Consider the following 18,890-nt stretch of genomic DNA (forward strand, 5'->3'; position numbering starts at 1 on the left):
ATGACTGTTGTCGAGCAGACCAGAACGCCCGGAACGGTTTCCAGATCCGGACCGCGGCGTCGCCGCAGCGCTGCGCTGGGTAGCAGGTGGACCCCCTACCTGTTCCTGGCGCCCGCCACGCTGTTCATCCTCGTCTTCCAGGGGGTGCCGCTGCTCCAAGAGGTGTACCTCAGCTTCACCCGTACGACCCTGCTCAATCCCACCGGTGGCCAGTGGGTCGGGCTCGACAACTACGAGGCGATTTTCGGCGACCCGGACTTCCGCCGGACCCTGCTCACCACCCTCGGGTACGTGATCGCCTGCGTCGTCTGCTCGGTCGGCCTCGGGCTCGGCGTCGCGCTCCTGCTGAACAAGGGCTTCCGCGGCCGCGGGCTGGCCCGCGCGCTGGTGACCATTCCCTGGGCCGCACCCGGTATCGCGGTCGCGCTGATCGCGACGTGGATGCTCAACGCGCAGTACGGCATCGTCAACCGGTTCCTCGACGCGGTGGGTCTCGGCGTGCCGGGCGGCGCGATCCTGGACAGCCCGCGGTACGCGCTGCCGGCGGTGCTCGCGACGACCATCTGGCAACTGTTCCCGTTCACCTCCGTGGTGCTGCTCTCGGCGTTGCAGGCCGTACCGCAGGATCTCAACGAAGCGGCGATCGTGGACGGCGCGGGACGGTGGGCCACCTTCCGCGCGGTCACCTGGCAGGTCCTCAAGCCGACCGTGGGACTACTGGCCGTGCTCATGACGATCTGGTCGCTGCGCCGGTTCGAACTCATCTGGCTGATGACGAAGGGCGGCCCGGTCGGCGCGACCCGGACGCTGGTCATCGACCTCTACTCGCAGGCATTCGATTCGAAGAAACTCGGCGCGGCGGCGGCGATCGGCATGGTCGGCGTCGTCATCTCGCTCGTCGTCATCATCGGCAGCCGACTCGTCGCCCGTGCCGTGGAGAAGGAGGACGTCCGATGAGGGGCTTCCGCATCGGTGTCACGGCGCGGATCGTCGCCGTGCTCGCCGTGCTGGGTGTCGCGGTGTTCCCGCTGTACTGGATGCTCGTCACGGCGCTGTCGAGCAACGGCGACCTGTTCGCCACGCGGCCACGGCTCACCCCCGATCTCGGCCAGTTCGGGGTCTTCGTCGACGCGCTGGCCGAGGGCAAGGCGGCCGGCTGGCTGCTCAACAGCCTCGTGATCGCCGTCGGCACGATGGTCCTCTCGGTCGGCCTCGGCATCCCGCTCGCCTACGCGCTGTCCCGATTCTCGTTCGTGGGCAAGGCCGTCGTGACCCTCGTGCTGCTGTTCACCCAGATGCTCCCCGAGGCGCTGATGGTGGTACCGCTGTTCTCGCTGTTCCGCCGCTTCGACCTGCTCGACTCGCTGACCGGGCTCGTCCTGGTGAACTCGGCCTTCGTCCTGCCGATCGTCGCGCTGATCCTCAAGGGCGCGATCGACGCCATCCCCCGGGAACTGGAGGAGGCGGCCCGGGTCGACGGAGGACGACCGCTGGTCATCCTGACCCGGATAAACGTGCCGCTGATCGCTCCGTCGATCGCGGCGACCGCGGTCATCGCCTTCTTCCACGCCTGGAACGAGTACGTGTTCGCGGTGACCTTCATCTTCACGCCGGAGCTGCAGCCGGCCTCGGTCGGCATCGCGAACTTCATCGGCGAGCTCGGAACACCCATCCAGACGGTGATGGCGGTCGCCTTCATGTTCACCCTGCCCGCCGTCGCCTTCTACCTGCTGGTGCAGAAGTACGTCGTTTCCGGTATGACCGCCGGTGCGGTGAAGGGCTGACACGAAACATGAAAATCGTCTCGGTCGACGCGCTTGTCGTCGACTTCTACCGTACGAATCTCGTCATCGTGCGGGTCCACACCGACGAGGGGATCGTCGGTCTCGGTGAGGCCACCCTGGAGGGCAAGGAACGGGCCGTCCAGGGCGCGGTCGCCGAGGTCGCCGAGGCGGTCGTGGGTCTGGACCCGACCCGCATCTCGAAGATCCTCTACGAACTCACCCGGGACTGGTACTGGCGCGGTGGGCCGGTCATCATGACCGCCCTGAGCGCGCTGGAGATGGCCCTGTGGGACATCTCGGCCCGGGACCTCGGCGTTCCGGTCTCCCGGCTGCTCGGGGGTGCGACCCGGGACCGGGTACGCGCGTACGCGAACGGCTGGTTCTCCGGAGCCGTCACCCCCGAGGAGTACGCGGCCGCCGCCCGCGCGACGGTGCGGGCCGGTTTCCGTGGCCTCAAGTGGGATCCGTTCGAGAACTACGACCTGACCATCACCACCCCGCAGCTGGACCGGGTACTCGCCCAGGTCGATGCCGTCCGCGGCGCCGTGGGGCGCGACGTCGAGCTGTTCATCGAGGGGCACGGCCGGTTCGACGTCCGGCACGCGATCAAAATCGCCAAGGAGATCGCACCGTTCGACCCGGTGTGGTTCGAGGAGCCGTGCCCGCCGGACAACCTCGACGCCCTGGTCGACATCCGCCGCGCGTCGCCGGTGCCGATCGCCGCGGGCGAGCGGTGGTACGGCCGGCAGGGTTTCGCCCCGGCGCTGGCCCGGCAGGCGGTCGACTTCGTCCAGCCCGACGTCACGCACGCCGGTGGAATCGCCGAACTCGCCTTCATCTCCACGCTCGCCGCGACCGGTTACGTGGGTTTCGCGCCGCACAACCCGAGCGGTCCGCTCAGCACCGCCGCGACGCTCCAACTCGCCGCGGCCCTGCCGAACTTCCGGTACCTGGAGATCATGGCGACCGACGTCCCGTGGCGCCCCGAGATCACCAACGAGCGGCTGGTGCTGACCGACGACGGTGACGTGCTCATCCCGTCCGGCGTGGGGCTGGGCATCGAGCTCGACCTCGCCGCGATCGAGCGGCACCCGTTCACCCCGCACCCGCTCCGCATGTTCCGCGACGCGGTGTACGACATCCGACCCCGTGACGAGCGGTCGTACTTCAACCTGGAGAGCACCTCATGACGCTGCCACCGCCCCGGGCGCTCGCCACCGGCCCGGACCGGGTCGGCACCACCACCGGCCCGGACTGGGTCGGCACCGCCGCCGAGGCACTGCCGGACGACCTCGACCAGAGCCTGCTCGTCGGCCGGATCTGGGATCCCACCGTCGACGGACCCTCGCCCGTGATCGTCCGGGACGGCGAAGTCCTCGACGTGAGTCACCTGTTCCCGACCGTACGGGACATCTGCGAGCTGCCCGATCCCGCCGCGGTCGTGGCCGAACTCGACGGACCGCGGCGGGGCGACTTCGGGGAGATCCTGGCCAACACGGACGCCACGACCCGGGACCACACCCGGCCGTGGCTGCTCACCCCGGTCGACCTCCAGGCGCTCAAGGCGGCCGGGGTGACCTTCCCCGTGTCGATGATCGAACGGGTCATCGAGGAGCGGGCCGGCGGTGACCTGGCGCTCGCGGCGGACCTCCGTCGTCGCACGATCGCCGACATCGGCGCCGACCTGCACAGCCTGGCGCCGGGCTCGGTCGAGGCGGAGCGGCTCAAGAGCATGCTTGTCGCCGAGGGAGTCTGGAGCCAGTACCTGGAGGTGGGACTCGGACCGGACGCCGAGATCTTCACCAAGGGCCAGATCCTCTCCGCGGTCGGCACCGCCGTCCCGGTCGGCGTGCTCGCCGCGTCGACCTGGAACAACCCGGAACCCGAGGTCGCGCTCATCGTCCAGTCCAACGGCCGGATCGTCGGTGCCACCCTCGCCAACGACGTGAACCTCCGGGATGTCGAGGGACGGTCCGCACTCCTGCTCCCACGGGCGAAGGACAACAACGCCTCGTGCGCCCTCGGGCCCCTGATCCGGTTGTTCGACAACCGGTTCGGCCTGGACCGGGTACGCGAGCTCGAAGTGCGTCTACAGGTCAGCGGCGTGGACGGCTTCGAATTGACGGCGGTGTCGGAGATGGCCCGGATGTCCCGGGATCCGGCGGCGCTGGTGCAGCAACTGATCGGCCCGCATCACCACTATCCCGACGGCGCGGTGCTGATGCTCGGAACCATGTTCGCGCCCATCCAGGACCGGGACCGACCGGGCGAGGGGTTCACCCACAAGCTCGACGACGTGGTGCGGATCAGCGCCCCTGCGCTCGGCACCCTGGTCAACCGCGTCCGCCACGCGGAGGAGTGCGAGCCCTGGCAGTTCGGGGTCCGCGATCTGATGGGCAACCTTGCCAGGAGAGGACTGCTGTGAACGTGATCACCACGGTCGACCCGAGCAACGGCCGGCGTCGGACGACCGACCTCACCGAGACCGACGAGACCCGGTTGGCGGTGCTCGCCGACGAGGCGTCCCGGGCGGCGCAGTGGCTCTCCGGCCTCGGCCGACCCGGCCGCGCCGACCTGCTCGACGCGATCGCCGACGCGCTGGAGTCCCGGCGCGCGGATCTGGTCGCGACGGCGCAGTCGGAGACCGGGCTGAGTCACCCGCGACTCGACCAGGAACTCACCCGGTCGGCAGTCCAACTCCGGATGTTCGGCGACGTGCTGCGCGACGGCGGGTACGTCGAGGCCGCCATCGACCACGCCGCCGACACGCCGCTCGGGCGCGGTCCGGACCTGCGGCGGATGCTCGTCCCCCTGGGGCCGGTCGCCGTCTTCGGGGCCAGCAACTTCCCGTTCGCCTTCTCGGTCGTCGGCGGTGACACCGCCGCCGCGCTGGCCGCCGGTTGCCCCGTCGTGGTCAAGGCCCACCCGTCCCATCCGCTGACGTCGCACGGGTCCGGTGCGGCGATCGAGTCGGCGGTCCGGGGGATGGGCGGTCCGGGCGGCGTGCTCGCCCTGGTGTACGGGGAACAGGCCGGCCGCGCCCTGGTGGGCCACCCCGTCATCCGGGCGGCCGCGCTGACCGGCTCCCTCGGCGCCGCCCGGGCCATCCAGGCGGCCATCGACGAACGCGCCGATCCCATCCCGCTCTACGCCGAGCTGAGCAGCGTCAACCCGATCGTCGTCCTGCCGGCGGCAGCCGCGACCCGGGGAGAGCAGATCGCCGAGGGGCTCTTCGGCTCCTTCACCGGCTCGGGCGGACAACTGTGCACCAAACCCGGGCTGGCGTTCGTCCCGGCCGACCCCGCCGGTGACCGGCTCGTCGAGGCGCTACGCGAGCGGGTCGCCTCGGCCGGCGGCGCGGTGCTGCTCAACGAACGCATCCGGGACGCCTTCGTCGAACGGGCGGCGGCGTTCGAGCGCGCCGGTGCCCGCCTCGCGGCCCAGCCCGAGATCGACCCCGGCGCTGGTTTCACCGTCGCGCCGGTGCTGCTGGAGGTCGACCTGCCGGGTCTGACCAGCGAGATCGCCGACGAGTGCTTCGGGCCGCTCATGGTGGTGGTCCGCTATCGCGAGGTCGCCGAGCTCGACGCGGTGCTCGCCACCGTCCCGCCGTCGCTCACCGGAGCCATCCACAGTGGACCGCTGGATGACGCCGGCCAGGTCCGTCGGCTGGTCGACGTGCTCGTCGAACGTTCGGGCCGGATCGTCTTCGACGGCTATCCCACTGGCGTCCGGGTCTCCTGGGCGCAGCACCACGGTGGGCCGTGGCCGTCGACCAACTCCGTGCACACCTCTGTGGGTGCCACGTCGATCCGGCGATTCCTCCGACCGTTCGCCTGGCAGGACGCGCCGGAATGGCTCCTGCCGGAGGAACTCAGGGACGAATTTACCGGGATCGCCAGACGAGTTGACGGGAGGTGGGAACCGGCCCACCCGTGACGGGCTGAACCCTCGCGTCACCCGCGCCGGGCCGGCGGCGCGCGATCGACGCTGCCTGAATCCGGCCGGCTACCACCCACGCCGCTCCGAACGTGCCAACTATCCGTTCACCTCCACCATCGAACCGCCGGCCGGACCGCTCGTACCGGTCTCGCCGGGTACCCGAGAGGGAGAAGGCACATGTTAGTCGTACGTCCTCGTCCGAAGACGATGTCGCCGCTGCGCCAGCGGCTGACGCCCGTGCTGCTCGCGGCTGTGGTCGTCGCGGCCGGATCCGTCGCGGCCCCCGCGGCCGCCGCCCCGCCGGCCGCGCCCCTGGGGCCGACCGTGACCCGCACCGACCGCCCGCCCACGGGCTACACCGTCACCTTCAGGTACCAGGCACCCGACGATGTCCAGCAGGTCCATATCTACGGCGACTGGTTCTACTCCCGCCCGGACAACATTACCTGCCAGGACTGCGGCGACGCCCGTCCCCCGGCCGAGTGGCAACCGGGCGACGTCGCGGCCACCCCGTGGCACATCCAGCCCATGCGGAAGGGCGCCGACGGCGTCTGGACGTTCACCACGCCGCTGCCCGGCGGCACCTTCCGGTACGCCTTCACCCACGACTGCGCCAACGAGCTGGCCACCGGCTGCGCGTTGCACGACGACCCGGCGAACCGGTGGAAAATACAGCCGCAGTACCCCGGCGCGCCCGGCGCGGTGCGCAGCACGATCTACGTCCCGGCCAGCACCAGGTTCCCGACCTACGACACCGGCTACCAGGCGCCGGTGGCCAGGACCGGCACGTTGGAGTCGCGCCGGTACAGCTCGCCGCGGTCGACCAACCCGGCGGGCGTACACGACATCGTCGTCTACCTGCCGCACGGCTACGACCGCGACCGGGCCAAGCCGTACCCGACCCTCTACCTGAGCCACGGCTCAGGTGACCACTCGACCGCCTGGACCATGCAGGGAGTTGCCCACCTGATCCTCGAGAACGCGATCAAGGATGGCGCGGCGGAGCCGATGGTGATCGTCTCCACCGACTTCAACGGCCTACCCGGCGGCAACGAGGGCTACGTCAGCGAACTGCGCGACAACGTCATCCCGTTCGTCGAGCAGAACTACCACGTCTCCACCCGTGCGCAGGACCGCGCGTTCGGCGGCTTCTCGGCCGGCGGCAGCCGGGCGTACACGATCATGTACAACCACACCGACATGTTCGGTTACCACGCGGCCTGGAGCATGGGCGGCCCGGCCGCGAACCAGGCGCAGGTCGACAGCATGAAGGCCGTGGCCGGCAGCATCATGATCGGTACCGGGCTTCAGGACCGGCTCGGCAATATCGCCCAGGCGTCCCAGCAGAACGCCGCGGCGCTGCGGGCGGCCGGCGTCGAGTTGGACGAATTCAACGTCCCCGGTGTCCACACCTGGCACGTGTGGCGCCCGCTGCTGAACCACTACCTGCGTGCCCTGGCGTTCCGGGCGACCACGACCGGGCTCGACGTCGCGGTCGCCCCGGCGGGTGCCTCGTCCCACACCAAGGTCACCGCGACCGCGACGGTGGGTGCCGTCAGCGTCAACGTCGCCGACCCGTCCGGCAAGGTCGACTTCTACGCCGGCGACCTGTATCTCGGATCTGCCCCGATCCACAACGGGGTCGCCAAGCTGAAGCGGACCGTCCACGGCGGACTCGCCGCTCCGGTGGTCGCCCACTACAGGGGTGACAAGCTGTTCAACGCATCGCGGAGCGCGCCGGTGGCCGGCAACTAGGCCAGCTTCGTCGCGGCGGCCGTGGCCATCCGTTCCTGGGGGAACGCCGGGAGCAGGATGGCCACGGCCGCCGGCAGCGGCTCCCGCTCACAACTCGGGCCACGGTCTCGAATGCCGCCGACTCGGGGACGGCCGCGCGCCGCGGCCGTCCCCGAGGAGTCTTGCGGATGCGGAGGGATCGCCCCCAGGGTTCAGCGGTTCGCCGCCCCGCCGCCGGAGGCTGGCGGGACCCGCTCGAACCGCACCCGGCTCAGCCATCCCGGGAGGTCACTGAGCACGTACAGTTCGCCGTGCACATCGGCGTCGATCGCGGTCGGCTGGATGGGGAAGTTGCCGATCGTGGCGGTCTCGTAGCTGCCGTCGGGTTTGGGGCGTACGGCGAACGCGAGGGTCGAGCAGTAGTCGCTCGCCACGTAGGTCCCGCGCGCCTCCGGGGTGGCGGACCCTCGGTACACCACGCCACCGGTCACCGAGCAGCTCTCCGTCATGAAGTGTTCGTACTCGAAGACCGGGTCGGTGTACCGCACGCCCGGCCGGCACTGCTCCGGGTCGAACACCGGAGTGCCCTCCCGGCACGACCAGCCGAGGTTCGCCCCACCCTGCCACGGACGGATGTGGTTGATCTCCTCGACCAGGCCCTGGCCGACGTCACCGATCCAGAGCGAGCCGTCGATCGGGTCGACGGAGAACCGCCACGGGTTGCGCAGCCCGTAGAGCCAGATCTCCGGCCGCGCGCCGCGGGTGCGGACGAACGGGTTGTCGGAGGGCACGCAGTAGGGCTTCCCCCCGCAGCTGCGGTTGACGTCGATCCGCACGATCTTGCCGAGCAGGGTGCCGAGGTTCTGGCCGGACTTGAACGGGTCGTTCGCGTGGCCGCCGTCGCCGAGGGACCAGTAGAGGAAGCCGTCGCGGCCGAACGCCACCTGTCCGCCGTTGTGGTTGCCGTACTCGGCGTGCTCCTGGGTGAGCAGCACCTGCACCCGCTCAGGAGCGCCGAGGGGCACTCGTGCCAGGGTCAGGGCGCCGGCCGGCAGGCTCGTGTAGGCGACGTAGAGGATCTTGGTCCGCGCGAAGTTCGGCGCGGGTGTGATGCCGAGCAGGCCGCGCTCGTTGTCCGACGTGTCGATCCGGGCGCTCAGGTCGAGCACCGGCTCGGGTGCCAAGCCGGTGTCGGGGTGGTAGGCGCGGACGGTGCCGTTCTTTTCCGCGATCAGCATCCGGCCGTCCGGCAACCCGGTGAGCGCGATCGGGCGCTGTAGACCGGAAGCCACCTGTTCGGATACCACGGTCAGCTCGGTGAGTGGCACCGCGCGGGTGTGGGATGCGCCGCCGGCCGTGGCGGTGCTGGCCACCGACGCCGGTGGCATCAGGAACGCAGACAGGGCCAGAACAAACAGCCCGGCCAGGATGGTGGCCGGGCGACAACGCTGTCGCGACATGTGTGAGCTCCTCGAGCAAGTGGGGGTGGCGGGTGCGATCTGGGAGCGTTCCCACAATACATTGGCTGTCGCCAATATCCAACCTGCCGTCCTGCCGCCCTTCCGGGTCCGAGAACGGGTACCGGTCGACAGGACGGCAGGGACGCGACCACGATCGTCTCCATACTGAGGGCGCTTCCATGCCTCGGCTGTCACCGGTTCGCGCAAGGGTGCGGACGGTTCGATCCAGATCACCGGCCGGGACAGGGACCGGCTGGATCAGGCCGTGGCACGGTCGCGTTCCTCGGCACCGGGAGTGAGCGTCGAGGCATCGTCGTCGACGCCCGGGGGAGGGGCACACCTGACGACCGGTCGGTGAGCAGGCGGCCCGTCGAACCCGGCGGGCCAACACCTGCTGCCGGAGACTGGCCGCCGATCGGACAGCCAGATGCGCAGACGTGGCGCCCATGGGGGGGCGGGTACTGCGGCCGAGGCCCGGACCGGGCGACCTGCGGCATCATGACCTGCACGTTCACGCGGGAGCGTGACAGGGGCCGGTCGTGCCCGGACCGGGCCGGTCCGGCGGGGTGAGCCATGGCACGGGAGTAAATACATCAGTTTGATTTACGATACGGGTGTCTCCGGCTTCCGCCGGTGGCGGCGAGCCGCGCCCGCGCGGTAGATATCGGGAGGATCCACCGGTGCGGGGAGCTTCCGACCCATCCGCCGTTGGCCATTGTGGACGCCGACGGCGTGTTGCGACGGGCCGTGATCCTGGCACCGTGGACCATCATGCTGGTCCGGCGGCTCGGGTGACCCGCCACCGACCCGAGGCGGCACGGTCGGGGACCGGACCGGCGCCGGGGGACGTACGGCTATTCGCGAGGCACCCACAGGGAGAACGGGCGTGACGATCGACCGACCGACTGTTCGGCGAGGAACCAACCTGCCCCGGATGGGCGACTTCAACGAGTCGGTCGTGCTCGACGCGATCCGGCGCGCGCCCGACGGGCTCAGTCGGGTCGAGCTCGCCACCGCCACCGGACTGTCGGCGCAGACCGTCTCGAACATCTGCCGCCGCCTGCTGGACCGTGAACTCGTGGTCGAGGCCGGCAAGAAGGGCGGACGGGTCGGCAAACCCCGTACCGTCCTGCAGATCAGCCCCGGCGGCAGCTTCGCGATCGGCGTACACCTGGATCCGGCCGTGGTGACCTACGTCGTTCTCGACCTGGTCGGCGGGGTGGTCCGGCGGCTGCGGCAGCCGACGCCCCAGGTCGTCGACCAGGCACAGACCCTGGCCGACATGAGCGCCGCCGTCGACCGGCTGGTCGACGAGTCCGGCATCGCCCGCGAGCGCATCCTGGGGCTCGGGGTGGCCGTGCCGGGACCGATCGACCCGGAGGCCGGTGTCATCGTCGAACCCCCGCAGCTCGCCGGCTGGGAACGGGTGCCGCTGCGCGACCGGCTGGCCCGGGCCACCGGATGGCCGGTGGTGATGGACAAGGACGTGATCGCGGCGGCGATCGCCGAGCGGTGGGCCGGGGCGGCGGTGCACTCCGGCAACTTCCTCTTCTTCTACCTCGGTACCGGCTCCGGGATGGGCGCGGTCGTCAACGACGTGGTGCTGCGCGGCGTCTCCGGCAATGCCGGGGAGATCGGTGGACTCGACGCCAACTGCACGACGTACGCGCTCGTCGAGGAGGCGATCGCGCGTGGCGTACTGGGTCCGGAGAAGGAACCGGACGGCCCGGGTCAGGCGGAGCGGAGCCTGCTCGACCTGGTCGCGCTCGCCGACGGCGGCGACGGCGTCGCACGCGGCATCATCGACGGTTGGGCCCGGAGGGTCGGGCGCGGGGTCAGCGCCGCGGCCACCCTGCTCGACTCCGAACTGGTCGTGTTCGGCGGTCCGATCTGGCCGCACCTGTCCCGGCTTTTCCTGCCGGTGGTCAACCCCATCGTCGCGTCGTCGCCGTTCGTCGGGAAGATGCACGAGACGGTGGTGACCGGTACGGCGCTCGGCGACGACGTCGGCGCGGTGGGGGCGGCCTGCCTGGTGCTCGACCAGACCCTCTCGGCGCGCCCCCAGTCCCTGCTGCTCGCCTGACGGTGGGGGGAGACCCGGGCGGGTCAGTCGAGCGGGGTCCGGGTCACGGCCGGTGCGCACTGCCGTCGGTCGACCGCAGCAGCGCCCACCGGTCGTGCTCCAGCGGCGCGGTGACCGGATGGCGCCGGGCCGCCACCTCGTCGAAGTCGACGCCGAGCCCGGGGGCGGGGCTCGGGTGGAACCGGCCGGCCACCGGCACCGGGGCGCCGGGGAAGACCTCCAGGGTCGCGTCGCGGAAGGTCGCCGCCTCCTGCACCCCGAAGGCGGGGGAGGAGATGTCCAGCGCCACGTTCGCGGCCTGGCCGACCGGACTCACGTCGCCCGGGCCGTGGGGTGCGGTACGCACCCCGAACAGCTCGCACACGGCCACCAGCTTGCGGGTCGGGGTCAGCCCGCCGAGAGTGGGGATCCGGATCCGGGCGAAGTCGATCACGCGCTGCTCCAGCAGCGGCAGGTAGTCGGTGACGTTCGTGTAGAGCTCGCCCACGGCCAGCGGGGTGCTGCCGGCCGCGCGCAGGCCGGCGAAGTGCGCCGCGTCCTCCGGGGCGAGGGCGTCCTCGAGGAAGTACAGCCGTGCGTCCTCGACCGCGTGGACGAAGCGGCGTGCCTGGGCCGGGGTCAGCCGCTCGTGTACGTCGTGCAGCAGTTCAACCTCGGAACCGACGAGTTCGCGGACCCGGACCAGCTGTTCCGGCACCGACCGCAGGTAGGCCAGGCTGTCCCAGGTCTCCCGACGGCCGTGTCGGCGGTCCGCCTCCCGCTCGGCGCGGGGCGCCGTGCCGTAGGTGTCCGTGCCGGGTACCGCCAGCTGCACCCGTACGTGCCGGTACCCCCGTTCCCGGGCGGCGCGCACCTGTTCCGCCACCTGCTCCGGGTCCGACCCGTCGACGTGGGTGTACGCCTCCGCGTACTCGCGCGCCCGCCCGCCGAGCAGCTGGTGCAGCGGGAGGCCGGCGACCTTGCCCAGGATGTCCCAGAGCGCCACGTCGACCGAGGCGAGGGCGTTGTTGGCGATCGAGCCGCCCCGCCAGTAGCCGCTGTTGAGCAGCAGCCGGTGCAGGTCCTCGATGTCGGCCGGGTCGCGGCCGAGCAGCATCGGGCCCAGGTAGTCGTCGACCACGGACCGGATGGCGAGTGTCCGCTGTGGATCGCTTGCGCAGCCGAGGCCGTACAGCCCGGGCTGGTCCGTCTCCACCCTGGTGATGACGTACGGGCAGCCCTGTGGTGCGCAGAGGAAGGTACGGACCCGGGTGATTCGCGACCCGGCGGTGTCCTGCGCGCTCCACGGAGCGGGGGCCAGGAGCTGCGGCCGGGTGGGGGATCCGGCCGATCGGGACAGTGGCATGGTGCTGCCCTTCGTGCGTCCGACATGGATGTTGACACTATATATCGATTTGATTTACGTTCTGTTTCTCGTCGTTGGCGTGCCGGGGAAGCCCGTCGCGGGGATGAAAGAGGCGCACCATGAAGCGGTATCAACGTCGAACAGCCCGGACCTGTGTCGCGCTCGCCGCGAGCCTCGCGCTTGTCGCCGCGGCCACCGCCTGCGGTCCGGGCGGCGGGGGCACCTCGGACCCGCAGAGCCTGACCATGTGGACGTTCAAACAGTCCCACGTCGCCGCGTTGCAGAAGGCCGCGGAGAGCTTCAAACAGAAGACCGGCACCTCGGTCACCGTCGAGGCGATCACGCCGGACGACGCCTTCATCGCCCGGGTCCAGGCCGCCGCGCAGACCCGGAGCCTGCCCGACGTCTTCGAGGTGCACACCAACGGTGACGACTTCACCTTCGGTGCCGCCGGCCTGCTCGAGGATCTCACCGAGGAGGCCACCTGGACCGACCGCTACCTGCCGTCGGTCGCCGCCGAGGGCACCGTCACCGAGCGGTACTACAAGCAGTCACAGGAAAAGGGCGCCAAGAGCGCCGGAATCAAGCTCAACCAGCGGTTCAGCGTGCCGTTGACGATCGGCACCTTCGGGATCGTCTACGCCAACAAGGAGCGACTGGCCGCGGCCGGTGTCACCGAGTCACCGAAGACCTGGGAGGACTTCGTCGCGGCGCTGGCCGCGGTGGGCAGGGCACGACCCCAGGACGGCGGACTGAGCATCGGCTTCCAGGCGCCGACCACCGGCATGGAGTGGCTGATGCAGCCGATGGCGTACGGCAAGCTGGGCAAGGCCGGCTTCGCCGGGCTCTTCTCCAACGACCCGGCCCGGAACTGGACCTCACCCAACGGGCAGGCGGTGCTGGAGGCGTACAACCAGGTGACGCCGTACTGGATGCCGGGCACACAGACGCTGACCATCGACGACGCCGACCTGGCGTTCGCGCAGGGCCGTTCCTCGTTTGTCGTCGGCGGCACCTTCACCCTGGCGTTCCTGTCCCAGAACGGGATGAACGCGGAGAACATCGTGACCTTCCCGGTGCCCTCGCCCCGGGGTGGCGCGGTACCCGAGCTGAACCTGGCGCCGTTCGCGCTGACCGGGCTCTCGGTCTCGGCGACGACCAAGAACAAGGAGGGCGCGGTCAAGTGGCTGGAGCACCTGGCGCAGCCCGAGGTCGCGAGCCAGTTCGCCAAGGACGCCCTGGACGTCCCGCCGGTCAACCTCGGTGACGACCCGACCGGCACCCTCGGCCCGGTGCTCGGCACGATGATCGGTTCGTTCGGCTCCGGAGCCGACGCGTACAACCCCGGTGACACCACGCACCAGCCGCCGTCGTACGACGCGGCGGTGGTCGCCCGGTCGCTGATGGAACTCACCCCGCTGAAGAAGGCCGACCCACCGGCGGCGGCCGCCGGACTCCAGAAGATCATCGACGGCTACTGGGCAGGGAAATGACCACGGACGTCCCCACGTCGCCCGGTACGGCCACGGTCAGCCGTGGTCGCACCGGGCGGTCCCCGGGCGGGCGGCGGCGCTACCAGGCCCGGGAGGTGGCCTGGGCGTACGCCTTCGTCGCCCCGGCGATCCTGCTTTTCGCCGTGATGGGCGTCTACACGCTCTTCTGGGGGCTGCAGCTCTCCTTCGTACAGTGGAACGGGCTCACCCCGACCTGGCTCTGGGTCGGCCTGCGCAACTACACCGACCTGCTCTGGGCCAGCCCGGTCTTCTCGCCGCCGGTCCGCGCCGCGGCGCTGAACACCGTCTGGGTGATGATCGCGACGCCGCTGCTCACCGTCGCGATCTCCTTTCCACTGGCCCTGGCGCTGAACCGGGCACGTCGGTTCGTCGGGCTGCTCCGCTCGATCTACTTCGTCCCGTACGTCACCACCGGTATCGCGGTCTACCTGGCCTGGCAGTACGTCCTGGAGCCGAACGGCGCGATCAACACGCTGCTCGGCGCCCTCGGGCTCGGCTCGCTGGCCCAGCCGCAGGGCTGGCTCGGCAATCCGGACACCGCGCTGCCGACGCTGATCGTGATCATGGTCTGGTCCGCCGTGCCGGTGGCGACACTGCTCTACCTGACCGGACTGCAGACCATCGACCCGGCGCTGACCGAGGCCGCCCAGATCGACGGCGCCGGCTGGTGGCGGGTGAACCTCAGCGTGGTCTGGCCGCTGCTGCGCGGCATCACTGCGGTGATCGTGCTGCTCAACATCCGTGACGCGCTCCAGGGCTTCCAGATCTTCCTGATCATGACCGACGGCGGCCCGGGCGACCACACCAACGTGCTGGGGCTGCAGACCTACCGGCTGGCCTTCCAGTCCGAACTCGCCCCGACGCTTGGTCTGGCCAGCGCCCTGGGCTGGATGCTTTTCGTCGCCGCGCTGGTCGTGGCGTACGTCAACCTGCGCGTCACCCGGGAGCGATGATGGTGCTCAGCGCCCCACCGACCGCCATCGAGACCACGGCCGCGGGCACCCGGCCGGCCCGCCGCGCCCACCGGTGGCCGCCCCGGGTCGTCCTCGCCCGGACGGTCATCGGGCTGCTGCTCACCGGGTACGCCGTGGTGAGCCTCTACCCGTTCCTCTGGATGGTCTCGGCCGCCTTCAAGACCCAGCAGGAGGTCATCGCCGGCGGCCACCTCATCCCGCGCGACCCCACCCTGGGCACCCTGGTCGACACCTGGAACCGGCTGCACTTCTTCGACTACTTCCTCAACAGCCTCAAGGTGACCGGGGCGACCACGATCGGCGTCGTGGTGATCTACTCGGCGGCCTCGTACGCCTTCGCCGCGCTGCACTTCCCCGGCCGTACCGCGCTGTACCGGCTCTTCGTGGCGCTGCTCTTCGTGCCGGGCGTGGTCACCCTGCTGCCCGTCGTGCTGCTGGAGAACCGGCTCGCGATCCTCGGTACGCACCTCGGCCTGGTGCTGCCGTTCGTCAACGGGACCGCACCGTTCGCCGTCCTGCTGTTGACCAACGCGTTCCGGGCGGTGCCCACCGAACTACGCGACTCCGCCCGGGTGGACGGCGCCGGCGAGCTGCGCATCCTCACCCGGATCTACCTGCCGCTGGCCCGGCCGGCCCTGATCACGATCGCCCTGCTGACCGCGATCCCGACCTGGAACGAGTACCTGCTGACCCGGGTCTCGCTCAACGACCCGGCCACCTACACCCTGCCGATCGCGCTCCAGGCGCTGAAGTCCTCGCAGGTGGTGCAGTACAACTCGCTGATGGCCGGCGCGCTGATCGTGGTCATCCCGGTGATCATCGGATTCCTCGCCACCCAGCGGTACTTCGTCAACGGCCTCACCGGTGCGATCAAGGGCTGACCGGGAAGTAGGGAGAGAAAGCATGTCCCAGCAGGGGACCCGGCACTCGACGCTGGGTACCGACGCCGTGGTGCTGGTCACCGGCGCGGCCGGGGTGATCGGTCGGGTCGTCGTGCCGTACCTGGCCGGGGCCGGGATGCGGGTCGTCGCCGTGGACCGGTCACCGTTCGCCAGCCCCAGGGCCGAACTCGTGCTGGTCGGCGACGTCCGGGACCGGGCGTTCGTGGAACGGAGCCTGCGTCCGTTCGACCGGCCGGTGGACGCCGTCGTGCACCTCGCCGCGATCCCCGCGCCCGGTCAGCTGCCGGAGGACGAGACCCTGGCACAGAACGTCCAGGGGGCGTACCTCGTCCTGGACGGCGCCGGCCGGGCCGGCGTACGGTTCGCGGTCGCCGCGTCCAGCGTCGCGGCGTACGGATACGCCTGGGCCGGGCGGGACATGTCGCCGCCGTACGTGCCGATCGACGAGGAACAGCCGTCGGTGACGATCGACTCGTACGGGCTGTCGAAGGCGGTGACCGAGCAGGTCGGCGCGTTCGCGACCCGACGCTGGGGCATGCCGACCGTGCTGCTGCGTTTTCCGTTCGTCGGTGACGGCGACCGGTTGGCCGCCCACCTGGACCGGATCCGCCGGGACGTCTCCGCCAACCGCCGGGAGCTGTGGTCCTGGCTGGACACCCGGGACGCGGCCAACGCCGTACACACCGCGCTGACCTCGGGTCTCACCGGTCACCACGTTTTCAACGTCGCCGCACCGGACACCTCCACGACGGTGCCGACAGCCGAGCTGCTGGCCCGGTTCCATCCCGGCACGGATGTCCGGTCGCCGCTGGGCGAGTTCGACTCGATGCTGGACAGTTCGGCCGCGCGCCGGCTGCTCGGCTTCGAGACCCGGCACGGCTGGCGCGACGGACCGGTGCTCAGCTGAGGCTGGTCGGGTTTCCAGAGCCGGCATGGCGGACGGGATGGACCGGCCCGGGGCTGAGGTGGGCCGGCGGCCGGCGGGATGGACCGGCCCGGGGCTGAGGTGAGTCGGCGGCCGGCGGGAAGCGTCGGCTCTCTGGCGATCATGGTTTGCTAGCGTCGGAGAAAACGCACCCCCCGAGGAGCAGTGTTATGACCAGCCGTCCCGGCTTTCACCTGGCGATTCCGGTCGACGACCTGACGCGGGCCCGCGCCTTCTACGGAGGCGTGCTGGGGCTCGCCGAGGGGCGTTCGTCCGAGTCCTGGGTCGACTGGAACTTCTACGGGCACCAGATGGTGACCCACGTCGTACCGGCGGCGCGGCAGGCCGACGCGGGCCGTAACCCGGTCGACGGGCACGACGTACCGGTGCCGCACTTCGGGCTGATCCTGTCGATCGAGGACTTCCACGTCCTGGCGGAGCGGATCCGCGCTGCCGGTGGTGAGTTCGTCATCGAGCCGTACCTGCGGTTCGCCGGCGAGCCGGGGGAGCAGTGGACGATGTTCTTCCGGGATCCGGCCGGCAACGCGCTGGAGTTCAAGGCGTTCCGGGACGAGTCGCAGATCTTCGCCAAGTAGGGCTATGACAGTCGTCATGACGTACGTATTATGACGACTGTCATACTCCGCCGGGCGGCGGAGTCGTTCCGGGGCGGGAGGACGCGTGGCGATCGGTTTCCTCGGGCTGGGACTGATGGGCCAGCCGATGGCACTCAACCTGGCCCGGGCCGGTACCCCGCTGCTGGTGTGGAACCGCACCACCGCGAAGTGCGCCGAGCTGCGCGCGGCGGGCGCACGGGTGGCCGACACCCCCGCCGAGGTGTTCGCCGGAGCGGAGACCGTGCTGCTCATGCTCGCCGGAGAGGAAGCCGTCGACCGGGTGCTCGGCCGGGGTACCGACGAATTCGCATCGACCGTGGCCGGGCACACCATCGTGCACATGGGTACGACCGCACCCGGGTACTCGCTGGCGTTGGAGGCCGACATCCGACGGGCCGGCGGCCGTTACGTCGAGGCTCCGGTCTCCGGGTCACGTAAGCCCGCCGAGGCCGGGGACCTGGTGGCGATGCTCGCCGGTGACCCGTCGTCGACCGCCGCCGTCCGTACGCTGCTCGCGCCGATGTGCCGGGAGACGGTCGACTGCGGGCCGGTGCCGAACGCGCTGCACATGAAACTCGCGGTGAACCTGTACCTGATCACGATGGTCACCGGTCTCGCCGAGGCGGTGCACTTCGCCGACCGGCACGGCCTGGACCTGCGGCGGTTCCTGGCCGTGCTCGACGCGGGGCCGATGTCGAGCGGCGTCTCCCGGGTCAAGGCCCGCAAGCTCGTCGACCACGACTTCACGGCCCAGGCGGCGATCGCCGACGTCCTGATGAACAACCGGCTGGTCGCCGAGGCCGCCCGCGAGGCGCGGTTGGCGTCCCCGCTGCTGGACGTCTGCCACCAGCTCTACTCCGAGACGGTGGAGCTGGGGCACGGCGGGGCCGACATGGCGGCGGTCATCCACGCCATCGAGAGCCGGACCGACGGCGGCGGCGCCGGTGCGGCTACCCCAACACCAGCGAGAGTTCCCTGACCACCGTGTCGAGCTGGCCGACGTCGCGCCGGATCCGGGCCAGCATGATCGCGCCCTCCAGGGAGCTGATCATCAACGTCGCCAGCCCGCGCGCCCGCTCCGGTGGCAGGCCCATCCGCGCGAGTTCGTCCCGTACCGCGTCCTCCCAGCGGTCCGCCGCCGTCCGGAGCGGCTCGGTGACCGGCGAGTCGCTGCCGGCCAGGTCGGCGGCGGCGGCCATCACCGGGCAGCCGCGTGCGTACCGGCGGGTCGTCAGGTCCTCCCGCCACCAGGCCGCGAGGTGGGCGAAGAGACCGGCCGGTGACGGTACGTCCGCGGTACGCCGGTACGCGGTGACCCAGGACGCGGCGAACTCCGCCGACCAGATCAGCGCCTCTCCGACCAGTTGGTCCTTGCCCCGGGGGAAGTAGTGCTGGAACGAGCCCCGGGGAGCCGCCGCGTGCTCGACCACGTCGCGTACCCCGGTGGCGGCCACCCCACGGGCCCGTACCAGCTGTGCCGCGCTGTAGACCATGCGCTCTCGCGGAGGTCGTGTCTCGCCGGACAATGGCCGCCTCTCGTTCCTGCTGACAGCCGTGTCACGGCAGGTCAGCGATCCCGGAAGACTAGATCCTATGCCGGTCCGGCGACC

Annotated in this window: 16 protein-coding genes; 13 read left to right on the plus strand and 3 right to left on the minus strand. The window is 70.7% G+C overall.

The window, feature by feature from the left end; all coding sequences use genetic code 11:
* The 6 genes from V1633_RS32240 to V1633_RS32265 all read left to right on the plus strand — a co-directional run bounded on the left by V1633_RS32240 (window position 1) and on the right by V1633_RS32265 (window position 7,481).
* On the plus strand, window positions 1-957 hold the full coding sequence (locus tag V1633_RS32240) for a carbohydrate ABC transporter permease (RefSeq protein ID WP_331218099.1): 957 nt from the start codon (window positions 1-3) through the stop codon (window positions 955-957).
* On the plus strand, window positions 954-1,784 hold the full coding sequence (locus V1633_RS32245) for a carbohydrate ABC transporter permease (RefSeq protein ID WP_331218100.1): 831 nt from the start codon (window positions 954-956) through the stop codon (window positions 1,782-1,784). The genes V1633_RS32240 and V1633_RS32245 overlap by 4 nt, the downstream gene beginning before the upstream one ends.
* 8 nt (window positions 1,785-1,792) lie before the next feature.
* Window positions 1,793-2,974 carry a mandelate racemase/muconate lactonizing enzyme family protein gene (locus V1633_RS32250; protein WP_331218101.1) on the plus strand — a complete coding sequence of 394 codons (1,182 nt, stop codon included), beginning with the start codon at window positions 1,793-1,795 and terminating at the stop codon, window positions 2,972-2,974.
* Entirely contained in the window at window positions 2,971-4,209 is a 1,239-nt protein-coding gene (locus V1633_RS32255; RefSeq protein ID WP_331218102.1) for a fumarylacetoacetate hydrolase family protein, read from the plus strand. Before V1633_RS32250 ends, V1633_RS32255 begins: the two co-directional genes overlap by 4 nt.
* Window positions 4,206-5,723, plus strand: coding sequence for an aldehyde dehydrogenase (NADP(+)) (locus tag V1633_RS32260; RefSeq protein ID WP_331218103.1), 1,518 nt, complete (start codon window positions 4,206-4,208; stop codon window positions 5,721-5,723). Before V1633_RS32255 ends, V1633_RS32260 begins: the two co-directional genes overlap by 4 nt.
* Before the next feature lie 180 nt (window positions 5,724-5,903).
* Complete coding sequence (locus V1633_RS32265; protein ID WP_331218104.1) at window positions 5,904-7,481, plus strand: alpha/beta hydrolase-fold protein; 1,578 nt, start codon at window positions 5,904-5,906, stop codon at window positions 7,479-7,481.
* 191 nt (window positions 7,482-7,672) lie between these two features.
* Here the strand turns inward: V1633_RS32265 and V1633_RS32270 are convergent, their stop codons facing one another.
* Window positions 7,673-8,920 carry a PQQ-dependent sugar dehydrogenase gene (locus V1633_RS32270; RefSeq protein ID WP_331218105.1) on the minus strand — a complete coding sequence of 416 codons (1,248 nt, stop codon included), beginning with the start codon at window positions 8,918-8,920 and terminating at the stop codon, window positions 7,673-7,675.
* Between the two features lie 886 nt (window positions 8,921-9,806).
* Here V1633_RS32270 and V1633_RS32275 point away from each other — a divergent pair.
* Window positions 9,807-11,003 carry an ROK family transcriptional regulator gene (locus V1633_RS32275; RefSeq protein WP_331218106.1) on the plus strand — a complete coding sequence of 399 codons (1,197 nt, stop codon included), beginning with the start codon at window positions 9,807-9,809 and terminating at the stop codon, window positions 11,001-11,003.
* A 43-nt stretch (window positions 11,004-11,046) separates the two neighbouring features.
* Here V1633_RS32275 and V1633_RS32280 read toward each other — a convergent pair whose 3' ends face one another.
* Window positions 11,047-12,348 (minus strand): enolase C-terminal domain-like protein, encoded by a 1,302-nt coding sequence (locus V1633_RS32280; RefSeq protein ID WP_331218107.1) that lies wholly within the window; start codon window positions 12,346-12,348, stop codon window positions 11,047-11,049.
* Between the two features lie 119 nt (window positions 12,349-12,467).
* Here V1633_RS32280 and V1633_RS32285 point away from each other — a divergent pair, with 119 nt between their 5' ends.
* The 6 genes from V1633_RS32285 to V1633_RS32310 all read left to right on the plus strand — a co-directional run bounded on the left by V1633_RS32285 (window position 12,468) and on the right by V1633_RS32310 (window position 18,259).
* Window positions 12,468-13,841: an ABC transporter substrate-binding protein gene (locus V1633_RS32285; RefSeq protein WP_331218108.1), complete on the plus strand. Its 1,374-nt coding sequence runs from the start codon at window positions 12,468-12,470 to the stop codon at window positions 13,839-13,841.
* Window positions 13,838-14,815 (plus strand): carbohydrate ABC transporter permease, encoded by a 978-nt coding sequence (locus tag V1633_RS32290; protein ID WP_331218109.1) that lies wholly within the window; start codon window positions 13,838-13,840, stop codon window positions 14,813-14,815. Before V1633_RS32285 ends, V1633_RS32290 begins: the two co-directional genes overlap by 4 nt.
* Window positions 14,815-15,717, plus strand: a complete 903-nt coding sequence (locus V1633_RS32295) for a carbohydrate ABC transporter permease (protein WP_331218110.1) — start codon at window positions 14,815-14,817, stop codon at window positions 15,715-15,717. Before V1633_RS32290 ends, V1633_RS32295 begins: the two co-directional genes overlap by 1 nt.
* A gap of 22 nt (window positions 15,718-15,739) precedes the next feature.
* The gene (locus tag V1633_RS32300) at window positions 15,740-16,645 is read left to right on the plus strand and encodes an NAD-dependent epimerase/dehydratase family protein (RefSeq protein ID WP_331218111.1); all 906 of its coding nucleotides are present in this window, start codon (window positions 15,740-15,742) and stop codon (window positions 16,643-16,645) included.
* Between the two features lie 188 nt (window positions 16,646-16,833).
* The gene (locus tag V1633_RS32305; protein ID WP_331218112.1) at window positions 16,834-17,259 is read left to right on the plus strand and encodes a VOC family protein; all 426 of its coding nucleotides are present in this window, start codon (window positions 16,834-16,836) and stop codon (window positions 17,257-17,259) included.
* Between the two features lie 85 nt (window positions 17,260-17,344).
* Window positions 17,345-18,259, plus strand: a complete 915-nt coding sequence (locus V1633_RS32310; RefSeq protein WP_331218113.1) for an NAD(P)-dependent oxidoreductase — start codon at window positions 17,345-17,347, stop codon at window positions 18,257-18,259.
* On the opposite strand, the gene V1633_RS32315 is transcribed toward V1633_RS32310, so the two are convergent.
* Window positions 18,231-18,773 carry a TetR/AcrR family transcriptional regulator gene (locus V1633_RS32315; RefSeq protein ID WP_331218114.1) on the minus strand — a complete coding sequence of 181 codons (543 nt, stop codon included), beginning with the start codon at window positions 18,771-18,773 and terminating at the stop codon, window positions 18,231-18,233. The genes V1633_RS32310 and V1633_RS32315 overlap by 29 nt on opposite strands.
* Window positions 18,774-18,890: the final 117 nt, after the last annotated feature.

The organism is Plantactinospora sonchi (assembly GCF_036422035.1).
GTDB classification, from domain to species: domain Bacteria; phylum Actinomycetota; class Actinomycetes; order Mycobacteriales; family Micromonosporaceae; genus Plantactinospora; species Plantactinospora sonchi.